Origin of the sequence: Bartonella sp. MM73XJBT.G, from assembly GCF_028618435.1 — a bacterium.
In the GTDB taxonomy this organism is placed as follows: domain Bacteria; phylum Pseudomonadota; class Alphaproteobacteria; order Rhizobiales; family Rhizobiaceae; genus Bartonella.
In genome coordinates this window covers 26,137-50,910 of the sequence record NZ_JAQISW010000009.1, presented here as the reverse complement: position 1 = coordinate 50,910, position 24,774 = coordinate 26,137, and the positions used below count along the sequence as shown (strand labels likewise).

20 protein-coding genes and 1 tRNA gene are annotated in these 24,774 nt (G+C 37.0%); 12 read left to right on the top strand and 9 right to left on the bottom strand.

Annotated elements, in window-relative coordinates:
- Window positions 1–12 precede the first annotated feature (12 nt).
- From lpxA to lpxB, 3 genes are read left to right on the top strand one after another with little or no spacing between them, the layout of a single operon-like run.
- The gene (gene lpxA, locus PVV59_RS06205) at window positions 13–837 is read left to right on the top strand and encodes an acyl-ACP--UDP-N-acetylglucosamine O-acyltransferase (RefSeq protein ID WP_273755300.1); all 825 of its coding nucleotides are present in this window, start codon (window positions 13–15) and stop codon (window positions 835–837) included.
- A 2-nt stretch (window positions 838–839) separates the two neighbouring features.
- Entirely contained in the window at window positions 840–1,712 is an 873-nt protein-coding gene (locus PVV59_RS06200; protein WP_273755299.1) for an LpxI family protein, read from the top strand.
- The gene (gene lpxB, locus PVV59_RS06195; protein ID WP_273755298.1) at window positions 1,705–2,901 is read left to right on the top strand and encodes a lipid-A-disaccharide synthase; all 1,197 of its coding nucleotides are present in this window, start codon (window positions 1,705–1,707) and stop codon (window positions 2,899–2,901) included. Before PVV59_RS06200 ends, lpxB begins: the two co-directional genes overlap by 8 nt.
- 20 nt (window positions 2,902–2,921) lie before the next feature.
- Here lpxB and PVV59_RS06190 read toward each other — a convergent pair whose 3' ends face one another.
- From PVV59_RS06190 to gltX (PVV59_RS06160), 7 genes are all read right to left on the bottom strand, one after another.
- Window positions 2,922–3,695, bottom strand: a complete 774-nt coding sequence (locus PVV59_RS06190) for an amino acid ABC transporter ATP-binding protein (RefSeq protein WP_273755297.1) — start codon at window positions 3,693–3,695, stop codon at window positions 2,922–2,924.
- An 80-nt stretch (window positions 3,696–3,775) separates the two neighbouring features.
- Complete coding sequence (locus tag PVV59_RS06185) at window positions 3,776–4,483, bottom strand: ABC transporter permease (protein ID WP_273755296.1); 708 nt, start codon at window positions 4,481–4,483, stop codon at window positions 3,776–3,778.
- A complete protein-coding gene (locus tag PVV59_RS06180; protein WP_273755295.1) occupies window positions 4,480–5,202 on the bottom strand; it encodes an ABC transporter permease in 723 nt (240 codons plus the stop codon). The genes PVV59_RS06185 and PVV59_RS06180 overlap by 4 nt, the downstream gene beginning before the upstream one ends.
- 77 nt (window positions 5,203–5,279) lie before the next feature.
- Window positions 5,280–6,032 carry a transporter substrate-binding domain-containing protein gene (locus PVV59_RS06175; RefSeq protein ID WP_273755294.1) on the bottom strand — a complete coding sequence of 251 codons (753 nt, stop codon included), beginning with the start codon at window positions 6,030–6,032 and terminating at the stop codon, window positions 5,280–5,282.
- 492 nt (window positions 6,033–6,524) lie between these two features.
- The gene (locus PVV59_RS06170; RefSeq protein WP_273755293.1) at window positions 6,525–7,277 is read right to left on the bottom strand and encodes a transporter substrate-binding domain-containing protein; all 753 of its coding nucleotides are present in this window, start codon (window positions 7,275–7,277) and stop codon (window positions 6,525–6,527) included.
- A 323-nt stretch (window positions 7,278–7,600) separates the two neighbouring features.
- A complete protein-coding gene (gltA, locus tag PVV59_RS06165) occupies window positions 7,601–8,896 on the bottom strand; it encodes a citrate synthase (protein ID WP_273755292.1) in 1,296 nt (431 codons plus the stop codon).
- Window positions 8,897–9,164: 268 nt separating this feature from the next.
- The gene (gene gltX / locus PVV59_RS06160) at window positions 9,165–10,595 is read right to left on the bottom strand and encodes a glutamate--tRNA ligase (RefSeq protein ID WP_273755291.1); all 1,431 of its coding nucleotides are present in this window, start codon (window positions 10,593–10,595) and stop codon (window positions 9,165–9,167) included.
- A 110-nt stretch (window positions 10,596–10,705) separates the two neighbouring features.
- Between gltX (PVV59_RS06160) and PVV59_RS06155 the strand changes: the two genes are divergently transcribed.
- The 7 genes from PVV59_RS06155 (at window position 10,706) to gltX (PVV59_RS06125) (ending at window position 20,892) form a co-directional block, all read left to right on the top strand.
- The gene (locus tag PVV59_RS06155) at window positions 10,706–12,982 is read left to right on the top strand and encodes a ComEC/Rec2 family competence protein (RefSeq protein WP_273755290.1); all 2,277 of its coding nucleotides are present in this window, start codon (window positions 10,706–10,708) and stop codon (window positions 12,980–12,982) included.
- A gap of 333 nt (window positions 12,983–13,315) precedes the next feature.
- Window positions 13,316–14,020 (top strand): ribose-5-phosphate isomerase RpiA, encoded by a 705-nt coding sequence (rpiA, locus tag PVV59_RS06150; RefSeq protein ID WP_273755289.1) that lies wholly within the window; start codon window positions 13,316–13,318, stop codon window positions 14,018–14,020.
- Between the two features lie 97 nt (window positions 14,021–14,117).
- Window positions 14,118–14,675, top strand: a complete 558-nt coding sequence (locus PVV59_RS06145) for a DUF2059 domain-containing protein (protein WP_273755288.1) — start codon at window positions 14,118–14,120, stop codon at window positions 14,673–14,675.
- Between the two features lie 200 nt (window positions 14,676–14,875).
- Complete coding sequence (gor, locus tag PVV59_RS06140; protein ID WP_273755287.1) at window positions 14,876–16,267, top strand: glutathione-disulfide reductase; 1,392 nt, start codon at window positions 14,876–14,878, stop codon at window positions 16,265–16,267.
- Window positions 16,268–16,341: 74 nt separating this feature from the next.
- The gene (locus tag PVV59_RS06135) at window positions 16,342–17,721 is read left to right on the top strand and encodes a class II 3-deoxy-7-phosphoheptulonate synthase (RefSeq protein WP_273755286.1); all 1,380 of its coding nucleotides are present in this window, start codon (window positions 16,342–16,344) and stop codon (window positions 17,719–17,721) included.
- 125 nt (window positions 17,722–17,846) lie between these two features.
- Entirely contained in the window at window positions 17,847–19,508 is a 1,662-nt protein-coding gene (locus PVV59_RS06130) for an NAD+ synthase (protein ID WP_273755285.1), read from the top strand.
- Between the two features lie 10 nt (window positions 19,509–19,518).
- On the top strand, window positions 19,519–20,892 hold the full coding sequence (gltX, locus tag PVV59_RS06125) for a glutamate--tRNA ligase (protein ID WP_273755284.1): 1,374 nt from the start codon (window positions 19,519–19,521) through the stop codon (window positions 20,890–20,892).
- A 60-nt stretch (window positions 20,893–20,952) separates the two neighbouring features.
- On the opposite strand, the gene PVV59_RS06120 is transcribed toward gltX (PVV59_RS06125), so the two are convergent.
- The gene (locus PVV59_RS06120; RefSeq protein ID WP_273755283.1) at window positions 20,953–22,356 is read right to left on the bottom strand and encodes a DEAD/DEAH box helicase; all 1,404 of its coding nucleotides are present in this window, start codon (window positions 22,354–22,356) and stop codon (window positions 20,953–20,955) included.
- Window positions 22,357–22,502: 146 nt separating this feature from the next.
- Entirely contained in the window at window positions 22,503–23,276 is a 774-nt protein-coding gene (locus tag PVV59_RS06115) for an NAD kinase (RefSeq protein WP_273755282.1), read from the bottom strand.
- 271 nt (window positions 23,277–23,547) lie between these two features.
- Between PVV59_RS06115 and PVV59_RS06110 the strand changes: the two genes are divergently transcribed.
- Window positions 23,548–23,624 (top strand) — tRNA-Arg (locus tag PVV59_RS06110).
- A 495-nt stretch (window positions 23,625–24,119) separates the two neighbouring features.
- Window positions 24,120–24,758, top strand: coding sequence for a hemagglutinin repeat-containing protein (locus tag PVV59_RS09875; protein ID WP_273755281.1), 639 nt, complete (start codon window positions 24,120–24,122; stop codon window positions 24,756–24,758).
- The last annotated feature ends 16 nt before the right edge of the window (window positions 24,759–24,774 follow it).

Sequence of the window (24,774 nt, the reverse complement as noted above, 5' to 3'; positions counted from 1 at the left end):
GGGAAATTAAAAATGTCCGGTACGAAAATCCATCCAACTGCTCTTGTGGAGAAGGGAGCGCAGCTTGGTGAGAATGTACGCGTTGGACCATTTTGCCATATTAGTTCAGAGGCTGTTATTGGTGATGAGTGTAGTTTGACAAGTCATGTTGTAATAAGGGGAAAGACAACGTTAGGAGCCAAGAGTAAAGTATTTTCTCATGCAGTTTTGGGAGAAGAGCCGCAAAATAATAAACATAAAGGGGGAGCTACGACCCTTTCTATCGGTAAGAATTGTATGATTCGTGAAGGGGTCACAATGCATAGAGGCTCTGATTCGAGTGTAGGAATGACAGTTGTTGGTGATAATTGTCAATTTTTTTGTTATGCGCATATCGCTCATGATTGTCATGTGGGCAATCATGTAACATTTGCTAATAATGCAATGATTGCTGGTCATGTTACTGTTGGTGATTATGTGATTATCGGTGGTGGTGCTGCTGTTCACCAATTTGTTCGTGTTGGGCATCATGCATTTATTGGCGGTGTATCTGCACTAGTGGGTGATCTGATTCCTTATGGAACAGCTGTTGGTGTGCAGGCAAAACTTGCCGGGCTCAATATTATTGGCATGAAGCGTGCAGGGCTTAAGCGTCAAGATATTCACGCACTCCGTCATGCGGTTGCGATGCTTTTTGATCATAGCAAGCCCTTTAAAGAGCGAGTTAATGATGTTGCTTCTTTTTATTCTTCTTCTCAGTCGGTTGCTGACGTTGTTAATTTTATTAAGGAAGAAGGGAAGCGTTTTTATTGTACACCAAAATTTGAAGGTGATAGAATAAAAGAACATAAGGATTAAAAATGCCTATTTGGGGTGCCAGAAATTTTTTTTCCGGCCGTACTGCTATTATAGCAGGAAGTGGTGTTCTACCGATTACTGTTGCGCAGGCTCTTGAGAAGAATGGAGAGAATCCTTTTCTTGTGCTTTTGCATGGTGAGGCAGATTCTGTTCTTTATCGCTATGAGCACTGCGAGCTATCAATTGTAGAGTTAGCGCGACTCGTTAAAATCTTAAAAGAAGCTGGAGTTTATAATGTTGTTTTAGCAGGTGGTGTCAAAAAGCGACCACTCCTTACACAATTGCGATTAGACTGGACAACATTTTTAGCTCTTCCTAAGTTAATTGGGGCTTTGAGGAGGGGTGATGATGCGTTATTAAAAGCTTTTATACGAGTTATTGAAGCGCATGGTTTTTGTGTTATCGGTGCTCACGAGATAGTTCCAGATCTTTTAGCGCCCATAGAATTTAATTTAACAGTACGGCGTGCTACAAAGAAAGAAAAGAAAGATATTTTTTTAGCAGCAGAAGCAGCAAAGCTTTTAGGTCAATTAGATATTGGACAAGCCGTTGTCGTTGTTCAAGGAAGGGTAGTTGCTTTGGAGGGCGCTGAGGGAACCGATAATATGTTATGGCGTGTTTGTGAAATGCGAGAAAGAGGGCAAATCCCCCTTCAAGGAGGTGTTCTTGTAAAATGTGCAAAGCCACAACAGGATAATCGCGTTGATTTGCCATCAATTGGGCCTACGACAATAATGAATATTGCAAAGAGTGGTTTATCTGGAATTGCGGTGGAGGCAAATAGAAGTCTCATATTATCGTTGAAAACAACAATAGAAAAAGCCAACAAATATTCTCTATTTATAGAAACCTTTGAAAAGTTTGATCATGAATGATTGTTTCTTAAAAGTTGCTATTGTTGCAGGTGAGGAATCTGGCGATTTTCTCGGGGCAGATTTAATTTCTTGTTTATCACAACAAATAGGATGTAACATTCATTTGATAGGTGTTGGGGGGAGGCATTTAAAGGCATTAGGTTTAACCCCCTTTTTTGATTCTCATGATATTGCTTTAATAGGTTTAAAGGAGGTATTAAAAAAATTACCGTTGCTGCTGCTCCATATTCGCAATTTATCCAAATTTATAGCACAAGAACAACCTGATTGCTTAATTATCATTGATAGTCCTGATTTCACGCATCGTGTTGCAAAAAAGGTACGTGCTCTAGCACCTTCTATTCCGATTATTAAATATATTGCACCAACCGTTTGGGCATGGAGGCCAGAGCGTGCAAAAGCTATGCGGGGATTTGTTGATCATGTTTTAGCAGTTTTTCCTTTTGAAGAAAAGATTATGCAGGATTTGGGAGGTCCTGCTACCACCTATGTTGGACATCGTCTTTTGACATATCCTCCTCTTTTGAGAGTTCAGTCAGAAAAAAAACGTCAAGTAGAACAAAGAAATTTGTGTGGTCAACAAACATCATCGCCCACATTGGTTATTTTGCCAGGATCACGCAATTTAGAGATTCGTTCTTTAATGCCTATTTTTCGAGAAACAGTGGATATTCTCGTACAACGTATCCCTCATTTACGTATTGTTTTACCAGCTTTACCGCATTTAGTGGATAGAATCCGTAACTTTGTACAGGACTGGAAATGCAAAGTAGAAATTGTTGTTGGTGAAGATGAAAAATGGCATGCTTTTGCACAAGCAGATGTTGCTCTTGCAGCCCATGGAACAGTTTCTCTTGAATTAGCTTTAGCAAAAATTCCTACGGTCCTTTGCTATAAACTTGATCATTTTTCTAAATTATTTATTTTTCCTAAAATGATGTTATGGAGTGCTGCTCTTCCAAATATTATTGCTGATAAACCTATTATTCCAGAATATTTAAATGAATTGATACGTCCTGGCATGTTAGCAAGACAGATAGGACAACTTTTATCTAATCCTTTATTGCGCCAGGCTCAATTCGATGGTTTTGAGGTGGTGGAACAGAAAATGAAAACTGAAATCCCATCAGGGACTATGGGTGCGCAAAAAATTATCACTCTTTTAAAAAGCAAAGGTAAAATTGTATAAATAAAGCAATATCTTGATAATTAATGTTTAATTTTAGCAAGAAATTCACAAGCACGTTGACTTTTAGGGTTGGCAAAAAATTTATCAGAGGCTGTGTCTTCAACAATTTTTCCATTTTCTAAAAAGAGTATTCTTTCTGAGACTTTTTTTGCGAAGCTCATTTCATGGGTAACACAAAGCATTGTAATTCCAGTATCGGCCAATTGAGCGATCACTTCCAAAACTTCTCCCACACTTTCTGGATCAAGAGCAGAAGTGGGTTCATCAAAAAGCATAACTTCAGGTTCCATACAAAGCGCACGGGCAATTGCGACACGCTGTTGTTGTCCACCAGAAAGTTGTAAAGGATATTTTTCACAGTGTTTTTCAATACCGACATGCGTTAAGTAACGAATTGCCCGTTCTTTTGCTTGTTGTTTGGAAAGCCCTTGAACTGTCATAGGGGCTAAAATACAATTTTGTATAACGCTCATGTGGGGAAATAAATTAAAGTTCTGAAAAACCATTCCTATCTTTCGCAGAACATTTTTTTGCTGTTGTATAGGAGCAGTATTGATATCAACATTATGAATACAGATTGAACCTTTTTGTGCTTGTTCTAATTGGTTAATACAACGAATTAACGTTGATTTTCCTGATCCGGATGGCCCACAGATAACAATATGTTCACCAGCTTGAACATCAAAGTTGATATCATGGAGGACCTGAAAGTTTCCATACCATTTATTGAGATTTCGAATGGAGATCACAGAGTTCTGATTGGGAGAGATTGATTGATTATTTTTTAAATTCATCTTGCTTTATTCTTTCATTGATGAATAAATTGATTAATTCAACATTTTAGTTTGGTAAAGTTTTTTATGATCATTTTATTTTACCGTAAATATCGCGTGAGATGATGTTCAATAAAAACAATAAAACGGTGAATGAGTTCAACAATAAAAAGATAGATAAGTGTGGCCCAAACGTAAACTTGAAAATCGAATGTACGCGAATAAGTGAGTTTAGCAATCCCCATTAAATCATAAACAGTAACCAGTGAGGCAATGGCACTCGATTTAATCATTAAAATCAACTCATTTCCCAAGGGACGTAATGCTACAATCATTGCTTGTGGGAGAATAACTCTAAAAAATGTGACAGAATTGCTCAGACCTAAAGCTTTTGATGCTTCACGTTGTCCCGTGGCTACGGATAGAAAACTTCCTTTAAAGATCTCAGATTGATAGGCAGAAGAATTGAGTGTGAAAATAAAAAGACAACAATACCATGCGTTTTGAAAAAACCACCATAGACCAACTTGTTGCCAAAAACTGTTCATTGAACCAAGCCCATAATAAAAAAGGAAGAGTTGGGCTAACAAAGGAGAGCCGCGGAAAAAATAGACATAAACATTTGCAAAATATTGTAAAAATGTATTCTTTGATAAACGTGCAAAAGCGATAAGCATACCGAGAAAAAAACCAAGAGAACAAGAGATAGAAACAAGCTCGACAGTAACAATCAAGCCATCAATAAATTTTGGCCCATAACGGCTTAAAAGATCAGGATTAAAAAGGAAATAAAGCCACTCAGGAATCATTGACTTTGCACCTTTTTATAGCCTATTTGAGTGTATGTTTCCAAATGGCGTAGGATTGTGCCAAAAAACGCTGAAAATAATAAATAGAGTAAGCATGCTACAAGATAAAATAGCATGGGTTTGTTGGTTGCAGCGACAGCTAAATTCGTTTGTCGCATGAGATCAACAAGTGCGATGGTTGAAACAAGGGATGTATCTTTCAGTAAAGTAAGCCAATTATTAGAAAGTCCTGGCAAGGCATTTCGAATGAGCTGAGGGAAGACAATACGAAAGAATGTGGTTGAGCGTGAAAGCCCTAAAGCTTTAGCAGCCTCATATTGCCCTTTATCAAAAATGTTGAATGCTCCAAGCCAAACTTCACAAGAGAAAGCGGCAAAAACCATACTCAGTGCAAGAACACCAGCAACAAAAGCATTGATACTGAACATGACTTCAAGATTAAAATAGTCAAAGATATTTTGAATAAGGCTTTGTAATCCATAGTACACTAAAAACAAGGTTAAAAGTTCTGGTAGCCCACGAAATACCGTTGAAAAGAGACGAGCTATAGCTTTAGCCATCTTAATATTGGATCGAATCATCACTGCATTTAGAAGTCCTAGAGGAAGTCCTAGAAAGCCGCAACATAACGCCAATGACAATGTCACTCCTGCGCTAGAAAGTATAACCGTTCCCCATCCACCACTGCTAAATGATAGCAATGCTAAATTTTCAATCATTCTCGCGTTCCTCATGAAAGAGTTAGATAATTTTTTAGAAGTAAACAGTAGATTTTATTTAAATATCATAGTGACATTTAATAAACATCGTTTGTGAAATATTTTCTCATAATTTTCTCATAAGTTCCATCCAAACGGATTTCTTTTATTGCTTTATTGAACTTATTTTTAAGATCATTATTGTTTTGACGCAGTGCGATTGCAACAGGAAATTTAATTTCTTCCAGAGTTCCCAGGAGGAGACAGCAATCTTTCCCTTCATTTTTAAGCCAATTTAATGCTTGTAATTTATCAACAATAATCAGATCAAGTCGATGATTTAAAAGGTCACGATTTACTTCTATTGTAGAAGGGTAGAGTTTGATTTTTACCTCTTCAGAGGCATAATGGTCTTCCGCATAAACAGCTTGTGTTGTATTCGATTGCACACCAAGATTTCTGCCTCTAAAGCTTTGTGCCGAAAGGTCCTTAATTCCTGAAGCTTTGGTAACAATGATAGCCAGTGCTGTATCGTAGTAAGGATCTGTGAAGTCAATTTTTTGTAAACGCTCTTGTGTATGAGAAAGAGAAGCAACAATAGCATCATATTTTTTTGCAATAAGTCCAGGGATCATTCCCTCAAAATCTTGCGTGACAATGGTACATTCAACATTCATTTTTTTACAAAGGGCATAAGATATATCAATATCAAACCCTTTAAGCTCATTATTTGAGTCAATATAACTAAAGGGAGGATAAGTGCCTTCACTGGCGATTTTTAATGTTTTCGCATCAGCCAATGAGGTAAGTAGCGCAGCGCTTATTATAAGAGCTCCTGCTAATAGTTTCATGATATTCTCCTATTGGATAAGCGGAAAAATATGAAGTTTTCACGTTTTTATAATCTGTAAGCTTTTCTAGAGCAATGCAAAAATTTATCGGTATTTATTTTAGATTATGATATTAGATTATGATACTAGACATTATTACCCCAAAAATTATCTTTTTTATTGATTGAAAGAAGAATAAATATCTTATTGCTTGTATGATAGCTCAACTTTCCTGAAACGACTAATTTGCATCATTGTAGGAGTAAAGATTGGAGATTGTTCTTTTAAAATAAGATTATTCAATTTTAACATAAAAAATTAGATTCTAATAAAATAAAATCTCATTGTTATCATTGGATTCCATAAACATTCAAAAATCGAGAAATAATTAGAAATTATTATCTTTGATAAATCCAAACCTTTCAAGACACTGAATTTCTAATTACACTTGCATATTCAACAAAGAGTTAAAAAATCTTCCTTAAAGAGATTAATTTCAATCCATTGTGATATTTAATTGAGATCGAATGTAAAATATTTTTTCATAATTTTTTCATAGGTTCCATCAGCACGAATTTCTTGTATTGCTTTATTGAAGCTATTTTTAAGATCATTATTATTTTGACGGATTGCAATTGCGACAGGAAATTTTGTTTCTTCTAAAGTTCCTAGAAGCTTACAGCAATCCTTTCCTTCATTTTCAAGCCAATTTAATGCCTTTACTTTATCAAAGATGATGATATCAAGCCGATGGTTTAAAAGGTCACGATTGACTTCTATTGTAGAAGGATAGAGTTTGATATTTACACCTTCAGAAGCATAGTGGTCTTCTACATAGGCAGATTGTGTTGTATTCGATTGTACACCAAGATTTTTACCTCTAAAGGCTTGTGTCGAGATTTCTTTAATTTCTGAAGCCTTGGTAACAATAACTGCCAGTACTGTGTTGTAGTAAGGATCTGTAAAATCAACTTTTTGCAAGCGCTCTTTTGTAGGAGAAAGGGAAGAAACAATCGCATCGTATTTTTTTGCCAGAAGACCGGGAATCATCCCCTCGAACTCTTGCGTGACAATGGTACATTCAATATTCATTCTTTCACAAAGAGCATAAGATATATCAATATCAAACCCTTTAAGCTCATTATTTGAGTCAATATAACTAAAAGGGGGATAAGAAGCATCACTTGCAATTTTCAAAGTTTGAGAATTAGCTGGTAGGGTAAAGAGTGTTGCGCTTATTATAAGAACTCTTATTAATAACTTCATAATGTTCTCCTATTCAATAAGCTGAAAAATATGAAACGATGAAGCCCCCTTATAATCTGTAAGCTCTTTAGGAGCAATGTAAAAAATTATCTGTCCCCATTTTGTTATTATTATTACACTGGACCATAGTCAAAAAAATGATTTATTTGTATCAACAAGTATGGGAGGAGAAATATAGGAAAGAAAGCTATTGTTAATGATGGGATGAACTTTAATAGTTTCATTTAAAATTAATTGATCATCGTTGTAAAAAATTTTAAAGGATGTTGTTTACTCATTTATAATAAAGCTTCAGTTTACTGAAGCTTTATTGATTTCTTTCTTTAATTAACACGTTTATCTATAGGAACATAGTCACGCATAGCATAGCCTGTATAGAGTTGTCGAGGACGACCAATTTTTTGTGCAGGATCTTCAATCATTTCTTTCCACTGTGCCACCCACCCAACACTGCGTGCTAATGCAAAAAGAACAGTAAACATTTCGGTTGGAAAGCCTAAAGCTTTTAATGTAATGCCGGAATAAAAATCAACATTGGGATAAAGCTTTTTCTCAATAAAATATTCATCACTTAAGGCAATTTTTTCCAGTTCTATTGCAATATCAAGAAGCGGATCATCTTGAATATTGAGCTCTTTTAAAACTTCATGACAAGTTTTTTGCATGATTTTTGCACGTGGGTCATAATTTTTATAGACGCGATGACCAAAGCCCATAAGGCGGAAAGGATCATTTTTATCTTTTGCACGTGCAATAAATTCAGGAATTCTTTTAATAGAACCTATTTCCTGTAGCATTTTTAGACATGCTTCATTGGCACCACCATGCGCTGGTCCCCAAAGGCATGCAACACCTGCTGCAATACAGGCAAACGGATTAGCACCTGATGATCCAGCAAGACGTACCGTAGATGTAGAAGCATTTTGTTCATGATCGGCATGAAGGATAAAGATTTGATCCATCGCCCGAGCAAGTACAGGGTTTGTTTTATATTCTTCACAAGGAACAGCAAAGCACATACGGAGGAAATTTGTAGCATAACTAAGATCATTGCGGGGATAAACAAATGCTTGTCCAATACTATATTTATAAGCCATAGCAGCAAGTGTTGGAACTTTTGAGATAAGACGAACAGAAGCAATCATTCTCTGGTGTGGATCTGTAATATCAATAGAGTCGTGATAGAAAGCAGACATAGCACCAAGGCAGGCAACCATGACAGCCATGGGATGAGAGTCACGACGAAAGCCGTGGAAGAAGCGTGAAAATTGCTCGTGGACCATTGTATGCTGCATGATACATCGATCAAAGTCGTTTTTTTCTTTCTGTGTTGGGAGTTCCCCATAAAGGAGAAGATAACAACTTTCGAGAAAGTCTCCTTTTTCAGCTAATTGTTCGATAGGATATCCACGATAAAGCAATATCCCTTTATCGCCATCAATATAAGTAATTTTTGATTCACAAGAAGCTGTTGAAGTAAAACCAGGATCATAGGTAAAAATATTGGTTTTTTTGTAGAGAGAAGCGATTTCGATGACCTCGGGTCCACTCGTGCCTTTACGCAGGGGAAGCTCTACTTTTTTATCGTTCACAATAATATGCGCGTTATTCTCAGACATTCGGTATTCCTTTCAGATCCTTCTCTTCTAAAAATTAAGACTCTGCTTCATGAGAGTGTGAGATATATAATAACTGAAGCTTTTCTTACTTGTATTGAGGGTAGATTGCCTCTAAAAATGAGGACATGCAATCTAAAAACATTTCCTTATTGATCATTATTACTCAATAAAAACTGTATTTCAATGATATAAGATAAAAAAACTCTTTTTAGATTACGTTGAAGTATCTACATGAGATACTCATTTGAGGAGATATACCTAGTACACATCATGAACCTATCGTTGTGATAAGTTGGTCATTAATGCGATGAAGAGCTTCATCGCGTCCTAGTAAAATAAGAACATCCAAAACACCTGGCGATGTGGTACATCCTGTGAGAGCCGCACGAAGAGGTTGGGCGATAGATCCAAATTTAAGATTCTGTGTTTGGATATAAGAGCGAAGAGTTTCATCGAGAGCTTTTGTATCCCAAGAGGGGCAAGCTTTTAAGGAAAGGTAAAGATCATTTAAAATGGTTCGTCCATTTTTATCTAAAAGCATTTGTGCTTTTTCGCTAAGCTGTAATGGTCTCTGCGTAAAAATGAAGGAGGCATTGTCAATCAGTTCACACAGTGTTTTTGAACGCTCTTTCAAATGTGGGATTGCTTTGAAAAATTGAACACGACGTTGTTCATCAAGTCTTTCAATGATTTGTGCTCCCCCATTGGTTTCTGGTAGAATATCAAGAGCGGCATCAAAAAGTTCTTGATCATTGCTCATGCGCATATAATGTCCGTTGATGGAATCGAGCTTTCTGAGATCAAAACGAGCAGCACCTTTGTTAATATCTTCAATATCGAACCAAGAAATCATATCTTTAAGTGACATAAGTTCGTCATCACCATGGCTCCACCCTAAACGGACAAGATAATTGCGCAAAGCAGCAGGAAGGTATCCCATTGTTTTATAAGCATCAACACCCAGCGCACCATGCCGCTTTGATAATTTTGCACCATTTTCACCATGGATAAGAGGAATATGAGCCATAACAGGAATATCCCATCCCATAGCTTTAAAGATGATCGTTTGTCGGGCTGCATTGGTTAGATGATCATCACCCCGTATGATATGTGTGACACCCATATCGTGATCATCAACGACAACAGCATGCATATAGGTAGGCGAACCATCAGAGCGCAAGATAATAAAGTCATCTAAATCTTTATTAGGAAAATGAACATCACCTTGAACACGGTCGTGTACAACTGTTTCTCCCTCCTCAGGAGCTTTGATGCGAATAACAGGTTTGACACCTTGAGGCGCTTCAGAAGCATCCCGGTTACGCCAACGTCCGTCATAACGAGGGGGGCGTCCTTCTGCACGGGCTTTTTCACGCATTTCAGCTAACTCTTCAGGTGAGGCATAACAATAATACGCTTTGCCATTTTTGACCAACTGTTCGGCGATTTGGCGGTGACGTTCTGCACGTTCGAATTGCGAAATAGGGGAACCATCATAACTAAGTCCCATCCAGTATAGGCCATCTATAATGGCTTTTACAGCTGCTTCTGTTGAGCGTTCTCGATCTGTATCTTCAATGCGTAGAAGCATTTTTCCACCGGTATGTTTTGCATAAAGCCAATTAAAAAGAGCAGTACGAGCACCACCAATATGTAGAAATCCTGTGGGAGAGGGGGCAAAACGAGTAATAACAGACACGAATATTTTCCTTTAAATTGAGATATACTTATGGAACTTTATAGAAAGGTCATGTTAGCATAGGTGACGGGGTGTGCAATAGCCGCATTGCGAGTTAAAGTGGGGAGCGGATGTTTAATCAAAGTAAAGTTAAAGAGGGTTTATCCGCAAAATCTGTTATAGAAAGAAAAAATGCATATCAGATAGGGCAGGGTATTTTTTCTAGCTGTGATGATGCAAAGAATGGCAGTTATAAGCAACAAAAACTTTTTTTATTAATGCTCTTAAAGAAAGCAATCATTGTTATTAGAAAATGGTTAGCGGATTGTATCGAGAAAGAAGTTTCTTTTGGTATTCTTTTTTCACTGATTTTAGTCTTTTTTTCCTTAGGAATCATTTTTTATTTTCATTTAGAACTGGAGCCAAGTTGGGGACAATTGGGGGTATCGGTTAGCATCTTTGGGGGAATATTCTATCTTGCACGTTTTTACCGAAAAATATGGATTCTTGCGGGATTTTTGTTTTGTATCGCATTGGGCGCTTTGGCGGCAAAAATAGAAACGTGGCGTATTGCAACCCCCATGTTAAGCAGTGACATTGTCACCACATTGACGGGAAGAATTATTTCCGTTGAGTCAGTTCCCAAAAGGGGATTTCGCTTAGTTTTGGATGTTTTGAGTACAGAAAAGCCCATATTATACCATAGTCTTCATCGTGTTCGCGTATCGGCAAGATATTTGCCATCTGGATTAGCAATTGGCGATGGCCTGTATGGGAGAGTTAAGATTCGCGCATTCTCTGGGGCGGTGCGTCCAGGAGGCTACGATTTTAGTTTTCATAATTACTTTAAAGGGATTGGGGCGCAAGGCGTTTATTTAGGAAAACCAATAAAAATATCCGTTTCTCCGCCTGATGGAATATTCGCTATCATTCTACAGAAAATTGAAAATTTACGCATGAAGATGACACAAAGAATCCTTCTAGCTCTTGAAGGAGAAAAGGGAAGTGTTGCTGCAGCTCTCATAACAGGACAACGTGCTGGTATTTCAAATGAGATAAACGAGGCACTGCGTACGGCTGGATTAGCGCACATTTTATCTATATCAGGTTTACATATGGCTTTGTTGAGCGGCCTAGTTCTTTTGAGCATCCGTAGTTTTTTAGCATTTTTTCCAGTTTTTTCTTCCTATTATTCCAATAAAAAATTTGCTGCTATCGTTGCATTTATGATAACGGCTTTTTATTTGCTCTTGTCAGGTTTAGCAGTATCAGCACAAAGAAGTTTTGTGATGATTGCTGTTATGTTGGTTGCTATATTATGTAATCGCTCTGCTATAACAATGCGTAATTTTTCTATTGCGGGGTTGATAACTCTAGCGATTCGACCCCATGAAATATTAGGCCCCAGCTTTCAAATGTCTTTTTCTGCGACGGCTGCTTTGATTGCTTTTTTTGATTGGTGGAGCAGAAGGTCACTTTTTCGTACAAGAAAAATAATTTCCTCTTATGTTGGAGAAAGAGTGATAAATTTTGCTTTTTTATCAATACTTTCAACATGTGTGTCTTCGTTTGTAGCAGGAAGTGCAAGTGGAATTTATGCTGCTTATCATTTTTCTAATATGGCATCTTTAAGCATTATCAGTAATGCTGTTGCTTTGCCTATCATCTCAATTTTGGTCATCCCTTTTGGATTAATCGCAGTTCTTGCAATGTTAGGAGGATTCGAATGGCTTCCTCTTCAAATTATGGGGTTTGGTATTGATCTTGTGATAAAGATTGCACATGCTATTAAGGCTATTTCTCCTGATTTGAATCCTGGCTTTATGCCGTTGTCTGCATTAGTTTTATTGAGTGTAGGCTTGGTTGGATTAACTTTTTTCAAAACACCTATCAGGCTCTTTTTTAGTCTTTTTATTTTGGCTGGTATTTCTATTTGTATAATGCATTCACCTGTACAATTGATTATAGCAGATAATATGCGTCTCGTGGGTGTTATCCATGATAGAAAATTATATATTGATCGTTATCATCATTCTAAGTTTACAACAGCTATCTGGAAAAAGTCATTTCGTTTGAATAAAACGATTAAACCAACAAAGTACGGTCCTTCGTTTCACGGACAATTTGTTTGTGATCATTATGTATGTACATCCTTATTAGAGGATGGATTAAAAGTTATCATTTTACGTGAAAGAATAGATCACTGTATAGAGGCAGATATTCTTATTCAGACATTTGTAATGCATAATCCAACATGTCATAAGAAGGCAAAAATAATATTTACTCCCCAGCACTTGTTATTAAGAGGAAGCGTTATGATGACTAAAGGTGGGGATATCATTTGGTCTTCTCTAGGGTTTTATAGACCGTGGAATATGCACAGAAAATATTCACAAAAAAACATATAATTTGCGCATTTTTTCATATCTGGACAATTAACAAAACAAAAAACAACAGAAGATATTTCTGATACATTTTTGCGTTTTTTTTTATTGATTAGCTTATCGATTTTATTGTGAATGAGGAAAAGTCTCCAAATTTTTTCGGAGAAATAAAAAAGATAATTGTTGATTATCCTATTTTATTCTTATCATATATTTCTATAACGAGTAACATCTCTTCAAAAAGAGATGGTGGTTAAATTTAGATAGATTGAGTAAAAAGACTGCCTTTTATTATCATTATTATTGGTAGTAATAGTGGTGATAAATGTTGTTTGCGGATAAAAGGTAAAGTCATTCATGGATGTTCAGCAGTTAAAAAAAAGGGCAGCTATTAAAGCGCTTGAATTTATTGAAGATGATATGCGGCTTGGTATCGGATCTGGTTCAACTGTTAATGAATTTATTCGTCTTCTTGGTGAGCGTGTTGCAGACGGTTTACATGTGACCGGTGTTGCGACTTCACGATATTCTGAACAGCTCTGTCATAAGTTTGGAGTGCCTGTTCGCACTTTAGAACAAATACATGAACTGGATCTTGATATTGATGGAGCAGATGAAATTGGTCCTGAGATGATGCTCATTAAAGGGGGAGGGGGAGCATTGTTGTATGAAAAAATTGTCGCATCGGCATCTCGTGCAATGCTTGTCATTGCTGATGAAACAAAGATGGTCAAAAGACTTGGTGCTTTTGCACTACCGATTGAAGTGAATCCATTTGGTATCCATACAACACGTAAAGCCATCGAAAAAGTCGCTGATAATTTAGGACTCTCTGGAGAAATTGCATTGCGAATGAATGGAAAGAATCCTTTTAAAACAGATGGTGGTCATTTTATTCTTGATGCATTTTGGGGATGCATTTTTCAGCCCAAATTATTATCGGATGCTCTTCTTTCCATTCCTGGTGTTGTTGAGCATGGTCTTTTTTTGGGGTTGGCTTCACGTGCAATTATCGCTATGGCTGATGGTCAAATAAAAATTTTAGAACCATTTGATTTTTAGAAAAGACATTTACATGGTGATGTGTTAGCACAATAAAAAAAGATTTTGGGTAGAATAACGAATTTAAATTATAATTAGCGATTGGGGTAATCATTAAATGAGAATAATATTTTCTTTTCAGCGTTTTTTCGTGTGTTTCAGTACAATTGCTGTTTTTTTTGTGAATATTGGAATGGTTTATGCACAGGGTGTGAGTGATCAACATTTAGATTCAGCCCGAAAGGCGATTAGGGCTATCCATGCAACGGATCAATTTGATAGTTTTTTACCAAATGCAGTCCAAGATTTTAAAAATGAACTGATCAGTGATGATCCGAATTTGGCAACAGCTATTTCTGATATTGTTGATAAGCAGGCGCTTGCTTTAATTAAAAGGCGCTCTGATCTAGAAAAAGAGATTGCCCATGTGTATGCAAAGTATTTTACGCAAAAAGAGCTTGATGCAATCACAGCATTTTATAATTCTGATACCGGTAAAAAGTTTTTGACAGAAGTTCCTAATATTGCACGTGATTCCTATTCTACATTTGATGTATGGCGCTCTGCTCTTATGCAGGATCTTGTAGAAAATGTGAAAAAAGAAATGTCTGAAACACTTAACTTGAATAATTCTACTATGCCTATAAAATCAGAAGCTCCAGAAAATAAAAAATAACTTGACTGATATCATGACTGTAATCGGAAATTTCTTACTTTTAAAAGCGGCGTTTTTTCGCCGTTTTAAATGTTTTATTAAGAGTCTACTCTTTTAGACTATTGCTTTATAGAAAAATATTTTTTTAAAAGAAAAAAGACTTTCGCTTAATAATAAATGACTTTAACCTATCGTTGTAAATATATAAAAAGGAATAGTTTGTGGACTCTTTTGATTTTGATTTATTTGTTATTGGAAGTGGTTCTGGTGGGGTGCGTGCAGCAAGGCTTGCTGGAGGTCTTGGTAAGCGTGTCGCTATAGCAGAAGAATATCGGATAGGGGGAACTTGTGTTATTCGTGGTTGTGTTCCCAAAAAGCTTTATGTTTATGCTTCACAATATGCAAAAGAATTTAAGAAAAGCATTGGTTTTGGATGGAAATATGCGGATCCAATTTTTAGCTGGAAAAAGTTGGTTGCGGCTAAAAATAAAGAAATATCAAGATTAGAAGGGCTATATCGTCAGGGGTTAGAAAATAACAATGTGCATATTTACGAAAGTCGTGCTACTTTTATCGATGATCACACATTAGAGCTTTCTACTACGGGTGAGCGGGTAACTGCTGAAAAAATTTTGATTGCAACGGGGGCAAAAGTTGCACCAAATATGACTATAGAAGGTGCCGATTTTTGCGTGACTTCTAATGAGATTTTTGATCTTGATGAACTCCCAAAATCAATAATCATTGTTGGTGGAGGGTATATTGGTGTTGAATTTGCTAATATTTTTCATGGGTTAGGTGTAAAGACGACACTCCTTCATCGTGGTGATTTAATTCTTCGTGGTTTTGATCACGATTTACGACAATTGCTCCATGATGCAATGATTGAAAAAGGGATTTCTATTCTCTATAAAGTGACAGTTTCTAAAGTGCAGGTGGTAGAAAATAGTTATAATGTTCTTTTATCAAATGGGCAAACGATCAACACGGATCAAGTTATGTTAGCCACGGGGCGTATGCCCAATACAGTGGGTTTAGGACTTGAAAGGGCCGGTGTAGAAGTTAATGCGTCTGGTGGTGTTATTGTTGATGAGAAAATGACGACAAATATCCCCCATATTTGGGCTGTAGGGGATGTAACGGGTCATATTCAATTAACACCTGTTGCGATACATGATGCAATGTGTTTCGTTAAGACCGCATTTGAAAATATTTCCACAAAACCTAATTATGATTTAATTACAACAGCCGTTTTTTCACAACCTGAAATTGGAACGGTAGGTCTTTCAGAAGAAGAGGCGATACAGCGTTATAAGAGTCTTGAAATTTATCGTACAGTTTTTCGTCCTATGCGGAATGTTCTTTCCGGGAGTTCAGACAAAATGTTTATGAAGCTCATTGTTGATGGTGAAAGCCGTATTGTTGTAGGTGCTCATATTTTAGGAGAAAACGCTGGTGAGATGGCACAACTTATTGGAATTTCTCTTAAGGGTAAGCTGACGAAGGATATTTTTGATGAGACGATGGCGGTGCATCCAACGATGGCAGAAGAATTAGTAACGATGTATAAACCAAGTTATATATATGAAAATGGAAAGAAAATAGAAAATTAAACAGCACCCCGTAGTGTGGTAAAAAGTTTTTGATATGCTAAGCTGGAAGCTTAATTTTTTTTAGAGAGCGTGTAATGATAAAAGAATGGGCGCCTGACTCTTGGAGGAAAAGGCCAATTAAACAAGTTCCGACTTATCCGGATAAGTCTATGTTAGAAGATGTCGAACGAAGGCTGAGAAGATATCCTCCTTTGGTTTTTGCCGGTGAAGCACGTGATTTAAAAAATGAATTAGCAGCTGTTGCGAAAGGCAGGGCTTTTTTATTGCAAGGCGGTGATTGTGCTGAAAGCTTTGCAGAACATGAAGCTGATAATATCCGTGATTTTTTTCGTGTATTTTTGCAAATGGCGATTGTTTTAACCTTTGGGAATTCTAAACCCGTTGTTAAAGTTGGTCGTATTGCTGGTCAATTTGCAAAACCCCGCTCTTCTGATATTGAAAGGAGAGAAGGCATTGAATTTCCTGTTTATCGCGGGGATATTATCAATGACATTGAGTTTGAAGCCGTTTCTCGTATTCCAGATCCGCAACGGATGTCTATGGCTTATCGCCAATCTGCGGCAACACTTAATCTGTTGCGTGCTTTTTCACAAGGAGGGTATGCTAATTTAGAAAATGTTCACACATGGATGTTGAGTTTCGTTTCTAACAGTCCGCAGGGGGAACGTTATGAATTATTGGCAGAGCGTATTTCTGAAGCAATTGATTTTATGCGTTCCATAGGGATTACATCCAAAACGCATTCTTCATTGCGTGAAACATCTTTTTATACCAGTCATGAAGCGCTTTTGCTTGGTTATGAAGAGGCATTGACTCGGATTGATTCAACTTCAGGAAATTGGTATGCAACATCTGGCCATATGTTATGGATTGGTGACCGTACACGTCAAATTGATCATGCTCACGTTGAATATTGTCGCGGTATTAAAAATCCTATAGGATTAAAGTGTGGTTCTTCCATGGAATCTGATGAGCTTTTAAAATTAATTGATATTTTAAATCCTGAAAATGAACCAGGGCGGCTTACTCTTATTACGCGCTTTGGTTATGATAAGGTTGAGAGTTATTTACCTAAACTCATCCGTGCCGTTGAGTGCGAGAAGCGTGAGGTGATATGGTCATGTGATCCAATGCATGGTAATACAATTACTGCCAATGGTTATAAGACGCGTCCCTTTGATTATGTTTTAAAAGAAGTAGAGAATTTTTTTGCAGTGCATCGTGCAGAGGGAACCTATCCAGGTGGAATTCATATTGAGATGACAGGTCGTGATGTAACGGAATGTACGGGTGGGGCCCATGCTATTTCTGTAGATGATTTATCTGATCGTTATCATACACAATGTGATCCAAGATTAAATGCAGATCAAGCGTTAGAGTTAGCTTTTCTTGTTGCTGAACTCCTTAAGAAAAATCGTGCAACTGACTCGTTAGCACTTGCTGCTGGTGGCTAGGTAAAAATTTGTCTGACATTTTTTACTTTAGATCGTTATGGACGAAAAGAATTAAAAAAAATAATATTTCTGATGGTGAAGAATAAAGTTGTGGTTGCCAAACTGATGAAGCGATATAAAGACTTATGAAAGATAACTTTCGGGTAGCAGTTGCCCAATTAAATCCTACTGTCGGTGATATTGAAGGAAATTTTTCTTTAGCTGTCATGGCACATCAAAAGGCTAAAGAAGAGAGAGCTGATCTTGTTCTATTCACGGAGCTTTTTATAAGTGCTTATCCGCCCGAAGATCTTGTTTTAAAACCTGCTTTTACAAAAACATGTGAAGAGGCTGTTGAAAAACTAGCAAAAATAACCGTAGGCGGACCAGGAATTGTCATTGGTCTTCCATTAAGACGTAATAGCAATATTTACAATGGTGTCGTGCTTCTTGATGAAGGGCGAGTCATTGCTGAAAATTTTAAGTTTGATTTACCTAATTATGCTGAGTTTGATGAAAAGCGTCTATTTTCTTCCGGACCACGTCCTGAGCCTATTGTTTATCATGGGATAAAATTAGGAATAGTGATTTGTGAAGATATTTGGAATGATCTCTCTCTTAGTACAGAGCTTAAAGATAAAGGTGCTGAAATTATTCTGGTTCTTAATGGATCTCCCTATTATCGTAATAAAACCTTAAAACGTATAGACGTTGTTCATACGCAAGCACTTCAATCTGGAGTACCCATTATCTATGCTAATCAGGTTGGTGGTCAAGATGAGCTGGTTTTTGATGGGGGATCTTTTGCTTTGAATAGACAAGGTAAAAAAGTGTTTCAAATGAAACACTTTGACAGCCATCTTGCTTTGAGCCATTGGCAACGAAAAACGAGCGGGTGGCACTGTGTTTCAGGGCCTAATGAAAATCTTCTCAATGGATTAGCCGCTGATTATCAAGCTTGTGTTTTAGGTTTGAAAGATTACGTCAATAAAAACGGTTTTAAAGATGTTATTCTTGGTCTTTCAGGAGGAATTGATTCAGCTCTTTGTACAGCAATGGCAGTAGATGCTCTTGGTGCTGAGAGGGTTCGCACCCTTATGATGCCCTATCATTATACTTCGCAAGAATCATTAAACGATGCCAAAGAATGTGCCAATCTTTTGGGATGTCACTATAAAGTCATACCGATTGAGCAAGCTGTTGAAGCTTTTTTGAATATAGTATCGCCTCTTTTTTTAGGCTTACCCGCTGATGTAACAGAAGAAAATCTTCAAAGTCGTATACGCGGTACACTTTTAATGGCTTTTTCAAATAAATTGGGCTCAATGGTGGTGACAACAGGCAATAAATCAGAAATGGCTGTGGGATATGCAACATTGTATGGTGATATGAATGGAGGTTTTAATCCTCTTAAAGATATTTATAAAATGCAGGTTTATGCATTAGCTGAGTGGCGCAATAAAAATCACTTGCATCATTTAAAGGGACCAGAAGGAATTGTCATACCACCCAATATTATAAAAAAAGCACCTTCTGCAGAGCTGCGGGAAAATCAAAAAGATGAAGATTCTCTCCCCCCTTATCCTATTCTAGATGATATTTTGCAATCTCTTGTAGAAAATGACATGAGTATTTGTGATATTGTTCAACGTGGACATGTACGAGAAACTGTTGAGAAAATTGAACAGCTTCTTTATGGTGCTGAATATAAAAGGCGACAATCTGCACCCGGTGTAAAAATCAGTTACAAGAATTTCGGACGCGATCGTCGTTATCCTATTGTCAATCATTTTCGCGATAAAAATTGAGTATTCTTTTATGGTTAAAGTTCGTTTTGCTCCCTCTCCAACAGGTTATATTCATATTGGTAATATTCGTAGTGCGCTTTTCAATTGGCTTTATGCACGGGCGCATAAAGGAAAGTTTATTTTGCGCTATGATGATACAGATATTGAACGTTCTAAACAGGAATATATCGATGCTATTACTGTTGACCTTGAATGGCTTGGAATTCAACCAGATGCAATTTATTATCAATCTAAGCGGTTTAATCGATATGATGAAGTAGCAGAAATTCTCAAACAACGTGGTTTGCTTTATCCCTGTTATGAAACAGCAGAAGAATTAGAACGACGTCGTAAAATCCAGCTTTCTCGTAAATTGCCTCCTATTTATGATCGTTCTGCATTGAAGTTGACAGCAGAAGATAAAAAAAACTTTGAATCTCAAGGTCGTAAACCTCATTGGCGTTTTCTTCTTCCTAATTTTGAAAATAATCCTTTGCAAACAAAGCGAACAGAAGTTTGCTGGAATGATGCCGTAAAGGGAAAACAGACGATAGATTTGGCTTCTCTTTCAGATCCTGTTCTTATTCGTGAAGATGGAACCTATCTTTATACATTACCGTCTGTTGTGGATGACGTAGATATGGCCATTACACATATTATTCGTGGCGATGACCATGTTACAAATACAGGCGCCCAGATTGCTCTTTTTAAAGCTCTGGGTGCAGAATTACCGGTTTTTGGTCATTTCAATTTATTGGCGACAGTCTTAGGAAAAGGATTTTCAAAACGTAACAATGATCTTTCTATTCGTTCCCTACGGGAAGAAGGATTTGAATCGATAGCTGTTCAATGTCTTGCTGTTTTGATTGGGACATCGCAAAATGTGCATCCCTATCCCCATCAAGAAGCGCTTTTAAAACATTTTAATTTACAAAATACATCAAAATCGGTTGCAAAATTTGATATTGCTGATCTTTGTACTCTGAATAGTCATCTTGTTCATGAACTAAATTATGAGGACGTTAAAACACGTCTTCAAAGTCTTTCTATTGAAGGAGAAAAGGCAGAATATTTCTGGAATACGATAAGAAGCAATATTGATAAAGTTAATGATGCTGTCTTGTGGTGGAAAATTATTCATGATGAAAAGAGTTTTGATACCGTGGCACCAGAGGACCGTGCTTTCGTGCAGCTTTCACTCAATTTTTTACCTGAAGGTGTATTGAAGAATGAAAGTTGGCAAGTTTGGACGAAAGCATTAAAAGAACAAACGGGGCGGAAAGGGAAGTCTTTATTTATGCCATTACGTCAAGCACTTACGGGCATGGATCATGGACCTGAAATGGGAAAGCTTTTGCAGCTTTTAGGCCGCGAAAAGGTAATAGAAAAACTCTCTAAAAAATAAGAGAAATTTTTTAAAAGCATTTTTTATTTATTGTACGCTTAGAGAGAGTAAAGTACGAACCTATTTACGCGTTTTTATGAGCATGAATGCTGGAATATCATCACCGAATCCAAGGGGCGCGTAATTCGTATTTTTTCGTGAGTGTTGTTGCTCGGATGGATTTTTTTTACGCTTCATATTTTTGATATAATCTATTTTATTCTCTTTTACAGTTTTTTTAGGGGGGGAAAGAGCGTCTTTGGCAGCATTTTTCTTTGATGATTGTGAAGATTTTTTCTTTACAACAATATCTTCTGTTTGATCATCGGTTATTAAAGTCGAAAGATCTCCATTGAGCCATTCAATTTTTTCATTGCTTATTTCTTCAATAGCGTTGATATATTTTTGATCATCTTTCGTGACGATTGTAAAAGCTTTTCCACGACGATTTGCACGCCCTGTACGACCAATTCGATGGATATAGTCTTCAGCATGTGTAGGAACATCATAATTAAACACATGACTTACCGCAGGGATATCGAGCCCACGGGCCGCAACATCAGAAGCAACCAAAAGCGTAAGCTTATTATTTTTAAAATCGGCTAAGGTATTCATACGTGAATATTGATCCATATCCCCATGAAGTGCGCCTACATTAAAGTTATGTTTGATGAGCGATCTAAACAGTTCAGAGATATCTCTCTTTCGATTACAGAAAATAATAGCATTTTGAAGTTTAGAACCTTCATTTTGGATAAGCTCTCGTAAAACTGCTCTTTTATCCCACGATTTATTTCCAGATTTGACAAGCCGTTGTGTAATTGTAGTTGCTGTTGAGGATGCTTTTGTAACTTCAACGGATACAGGAGAATGTAAAAATTGTTTTGTCAGCTTTGTAATTTCTGGCGCCATTGTAGCAGAAAAGAACAAAGTTTGACGCGTGAAAGGGGTTAGTTTACAGATACGTTCAATATCAGGAATAAAGCCCATATCCAACATGCGATCAGCTTCATCAATAACAAGGATTTCAACGCCCATCAGGAGTAATTTACCCCGCTCGAAATGATCAAGAAGTCGCCCTGGTGTTGCGATAAGAACATCCGCTCCTCGTTCAAGTTTACGATCTTGGTGTTCAAAAGAAACGCCACCAATCAAAAGAGCAACATTTAAACGGTGATTTATTCCGTATTTATCGAAATTTTCTTCAACTTGAGCTGCGATTTCCCTTGTTGGTTCTAGGATGAGTGTTCTGGGCATTCGTGCTCTTGCACGACCTTTTTCAAGGAGAGTGAGCATAGGTAATACGAAAGAGGCGGTTTTACCCGTTCCTGTTTGAGCGATTCCTAGAACATCTTTTCTTTGAAGAACATGAGGAATTGTTTCACTTTGAATAGGCGTTGGAACTGTATATCCTGCTAACTTTACAGCATTAATAACCTTTGAGGAAAGACCTAAATCATCAAAACTATTCAAAGATGGTATCATTTTTTTATCAATTGCTCTGTACTTTTAACTTCGCTATCTCAACGATATGTACAACTAATATTCTTCATTCTTAAAGAGTGTTAAGATGCTTTTACAAAAAAGCCAACTATAACAATCATATACATATAAAGCGCATAATACAATCATTAATAGCGAAATTGTTCTGATAAAATACGCTCATCCCATGAATGACTTGAGTCAAAAAGGATTGAAGCTGTTACTTCTGTTGCCATTGAAATAGTCACTGAATGGACAGATTTAACCTCAACATTATCCGCAGCAACATTGACAGGGCGTTTATCAGGTTCGAGCATATCAAAACGCACCGTTACTGTATTGGGGAGCAATGCGCCATGCCAACGTCTTGGGCGAAAAGGGCTAACAGGGGTGAGAGCCATAAGAGGGGCCATAAGGGGGAGAATAGGTCCTTGTGCTGATAAATTATAGGCAGTTGATCCTGCAGGTGTCGCGACGAGGATACCATCACAACTTAATTGTTCCATACGTATGTTGTTATCAATGGTGATACGAATTTTTGCTGCTTGATAAGATTGCCGAAAGAGGGATACTTCATTAATTGCAAGTGCCTCGATAGATTCTTGATATTCAGCTTTTGCAATCATGCGTAAGGGATGAATTTCTTTTTTATGGGCGACAGCAATACGATCGGGCAATTTTTTTTCATGAAATTCATTCATAAGAAATCCTACAGAACCTTGATTCATACCGTAAATAGGTTTTCCAGTGTTCATAACATCTCGTACGGTTTGTAACATTGTTCCATCACCACCGATTGCAACAACAATATCAGTTTCTTCCAGAGAAGAATGACCGTAGACGGAAATTAATTTCTGGGTAGCTTTGATAGCTTCCTCAGTCTCTGCGGAAATAAAATGAAAGCGACTTGGTAATGTAATCATTTAAGAATTATCCTGATAATTATAACGCATCTTGTAACTTATTTTTTGAGAGTTTTGAAGTTATAATAAAAGCTATTTTTATAATAAAAAGAGTATTGAAGACCAAAAGAGAAGCTATTTCAAGATAAAGTATCATTGTAGAAAAGAAAAAAGATTACGTTGCTAGATAATTTACAAATAAGTAATTTTTTTATTAGAATGCTAATTTAGCATTGAAGCTGAGTGTATGATTAGTTAAAAGACCACAACTGATTTTGATAATCGGTGTGGAGCACCCGTAGCTCAGTTGGATAGAGCGCTGCCCTCCGAAGGCAGAGGTCACAGATTCGAATTCTGTCGGGTGCACCAAACTTTTCAATTTAACATCATCCTCAATAATAATTTTTCTCATTATCTAAATCTAAAAAGAAGAAAATTTTACTAAAATGGTCATTTGAGTTGTTTATTAAGTTTTGTGACAAATAAGAAAATGATTTTAAGAGAAGTAAAATTTATGGTTTGTAATTTTTAGATTAGCCTTTTTAAATATCGAGATAAAAAGCAAGATATATCTCAATATGATTTCAATTTAACTGTGAAAACATATAACATAAAAAATACATATTAATTCAATGTACTATTGTAGAATTAATCTGGTGATATTAACAATAGATCACTAAATATGTTGTTCTAGTTATTAAAATAGATAATCAAATCTGCTTTTATTCTTATAGCTAAAGGCTACTATGATGAGGTGGGACGCAGATACAGAATATAACCAGTTAAATAAATAATAAGTAATGGAGTGGAAATAATCGTCCAGATTTGAATTCTTTCAAAATCTCTGTATTTGGTATGGTGATTATGGTTTTGGAGATGAGGATAGAGCGATTTCTCTATACACTGATATTGCCGGTCATAGCTGGAAAAGATATCCATGTTTCTGCCTCCGATATAGATGCAAAGGGCAATGTCGCTCTTGGTGCCCAAGGGGATATCACAATAGATACTAAAGCCGATGAGATGGAATATCATCTTCAGAATAAAAATCTTAAAGTGGATATGCAAGCCTCTGTTGCTGTTGGCTCTTCGATAAAATCTGGGGGAGATATCACGGCTATTGCGGGGCAGGATGGCAAACCACATGATCTCACCATTACGGGCAGTTCCATTGCAGCTGATGGCAAGGTGGGGCTGAAAGCAAGCCACGATGTTCTCATCAACAATGCGGAAAATAGCTTACATTATGAGATGAACTACCATAAAGAGGGAGGGATGTTCAGCAGCAGCAAATCCGAACATAACAAGATGGATGCAACAGAAGTTTCTGGTTCATTGATATCGGGGGGCAAGGGGGTTGCCATTGAATCGGGGAATGACACGGCAATCACAGGATCGGTTCTCACAGCCGGTAAGGCAGAGGAAACATCTGATCAGAAGCAAGCGGATATTACCATTCACTCTGGGAAATATTCTCATCAAAGGTGCGCAAGAGAAGTATGATCAGCAACAACAATCC

What these genes read in the sequence shown, in the direction of transcription:
- lpxA (WP_273755300.1), top strand. Translation starts at nt 13, where the DNA reads ATGTCCGGTACGAAAATCCATCCAACTGCTCTTGTGGAGAAGGGAGCG.
- PVV59_RS06115 (WP_273755282.1), bottom strand. Translation starts at nt 23,276, where the DNA reads ATGATTACATTACCAAGTCGCTTTCATTTTATTTCCGCAGAGACTGAG.
- PVV59_RS06175 (WP_273755294.1), bottom strand. Translation starts at nt 6,032, where the DNA reads ATGAAACTATTAGCAGGAGCTCTTATAATAAGCGCTGCGCTACTTACC.
- lpxB (WP_273755298.1), top strand. Translation starts at nt 1,705, where the DNA reads ATGAATGATTGTTTCTTAAAAGTTGCTATTGTTGCAGGTGAGGAATCT.
- PVV59_RS06200 (WP_273755299.1), top strand. Translation starts at nt 840, where the DNA reads ATGCCTATTTGGGGTGCCAGAAATTTTTTTTCCGGCCGTACTGCTATT.
- PVV59_RS06155 (WP_273755290.1), top strand. Translation starts at nt 10,706, where the DNA reads ATGTTTAATCAAAGTAAAGTTAAAGAGGGTTTATCCGCAAAATCTGTT.
- PVV59_RS06145 (WP_273755288.1), top strand. Translation starts at nt 14,118, where the DNA reads ATGAGAATAATATTTTCTTTTCAGCGTTTTTTCGTGTGTTTCAGTACA.
- PVV59_RS06185 (WP_273755296.1), bottom strand. Translation starts at nt 4,483, where the DNA reads ATGATTCCTGAGTGGCTTTATTTCCTTTTTAATCCTGATCTTTTAAGC.
- rpiA (WP_273755289.1), top strand. Translation starts at nt 13,316, where the DNA reads ATGGATGTTCAGCAGTTAAAAAAAAGGGCAGCTATTAAAGCGCTTGAA.
- PVV59_RS06130 (WP_273755285.1), top strand. Translation starts at nt 17,847, where the DNA reads ATGAAAGATAACTTTCGGGTAGCAGTTGCCCAATTAAATCCTACTGTC.
- PVV59_RS06170 (WP_273755293.1), bottom strand. Translation starts at nt 7,277, where the DNA reads ATGAAGTTATTAATAAGAGTTCTTATAATAAGCGCAACACTCTTTACC.
- PVV59_RS06180 (WP_273755295.1), bottom strand. Translation starts at nt 5,202, where the DNA reads ATGATTGAAAATTTAGCATTGCTATCATTTAGCAGTGGTGGATGGGGA.
- gltX (WP_273755284.1), top strand. Translation starts at nt 19,519, where the DNA reads ATGGTTAAAGTTCGTTTTGCTCCCTCTCCAACAGGTTATATTCATATT.
- PVV59_RS06120 (WP_273755283.1), bottom strand. Translation starts at nt 22,356, where the DNA reads ATGATACCATCTTTGAATAGTTTTGATGATTTAGGTCTTTCCTCAAAG.
- PVV59_RS06190 (WP_273755297.1), bottom strand. Translation starts at nt 3,695, where the DNA reads ATGAATTTAAAAAATAATCAATCAATCTCTCCCAATCAGAACTCTGTG.
- gltA (WP_273755292.1), bottom strand. Translation starts at nt 8,896, where the DNA reads ATGTCTGAGAATAACGCGCATATTATTGTGAACGATAAAAAAGTAGAG.
- PVV59_RS06135 (WP_273755286.1), top strand. Translation starts at nt 16,342, where the DNA reads ATGATAAAAGAATGGGCGCCTGACTCTTGGAGGAAAAGGCCAATTAAA.
- PVV59_RS09875 (WP_273755281.1), top strand. Translation starts at nt 24,120, where the DNA reads ATGGTTTTGGAGATGAGGATAGAGCGATTTCTCTATACACTGATATTG.